The sequence below is a fragment of the Nonomuraea sp. B19D2 genome (assembly GCF_040137845.1).
In the GTDB taxonomy this organism is placed as follows: Bacteria; Actinomycetota; Actinomycetes; order Streptosporangiales; family Streptosporangiaceae; genus Nonomuraea.
In genome coordinates this window covers 1-1,012 of the sequence record NZ_JBEFAK010000155.1, presented here as the reverse complement: position 1 = coordinate 1,012, position 1,012 = coordinate 1, and the positions used below count along the sequence as shown (strand labels likewise).

The following is a 1,012-nucleotide window of genomic DNA, read 5'->3' as shown; positions in this document are numbered from 1 at the left end:
TCCTCACGCAGGTCGAACACCATCTTGATGGCGCGTTCACGCAGCTCTTGGGGGTACTTCCTCGGTGCGGGCACGACTCCCAGCCTTCCAGTCTTGGGAGCCTCCAACCAACCCGGGGCAGCTCAAGCCTCCTGGCGCGCCACCCGCAGCGTCTCGGCATGACCGCCAGTTTCCTGACATGCTCTGGTCCCGTCACCGTTTCCGGATCGGGTAAGTCATCAGGCCCAGGAACCTCCTTCCACGTTCCTCCCGGCTGAGCCGGGTATACGCCAGAGCGCCTCATGGCGCACTGAAAGCCATAGGTCTTCTTGAACGTGACCGCCGCTCCGTGCTTGTCGGAGGCCGAGGTGATGATGGTGGCGTCGATGTCGATGACGATCCAGCCGCGCAGCCGTTTGCCGGCCACCATCAGCCAGGGGAAGCCACCGGGGCGCAGGTGCAGCAACTGCCACACCTGGCGCCGCACTCTCGTCCGGGCCTTGGCGATGCGGGCCAGCATCGGCTCGTCCAGGCCGGCCAGCGCACGGCGGGTGGTGGAGTCCGACGGGGCCGCTCCGAACAACGCCGCCTGGTGGGCTTGCAGTCGTTCGGCCTCCAGCACGCTGCGCGCGCCGCACACGATCGCTGCGGCCAGGCCGACCAGCACGTGCGCGCGATCGCGCCAGGTTGCACTCTGTCCGTCGGGCCACAGGCCGCCGAGCGCCTCGGTCAGCCCCACCCGATCGGCGATCTTGTGCAACAGCACCGCGCCTGCATGACCGACCAGCCCTTTTCCATCGGCGGTGACAGACAACCGCCGGTCCCACCCGGTACGCTCACTCACCAGAAAGGTGCACCTGCTTCTGCAGTGGATATGGCTTCGACACCCGAATCCTTGCAGTTCAGGGCAATGCCGGTGAGTTAAGGCATTTGCGCTGGTGAAGGCGCCTTTCTCAAGATTTTGATCTTGTAGCTGGCCTTGGTGGCCGGCTGCGCAGTGTCACGCTTCTTGGTCGGGAAGGTGTTCTTGGCT

General features: G+C 65.4%; 1 protein-coding gene. It reads right to left on the bottom strand.

The features are described from left to right. A partial coding sequence (locus ABN273_RS59235) for a transposase (RefSeq protein WP_349458602.1) occupies positions 1-823 on the bottom strand: 823 nt, incomplete at its 3' end. Positions 824-1,012 lie beyond the last annotated feature (189 nt).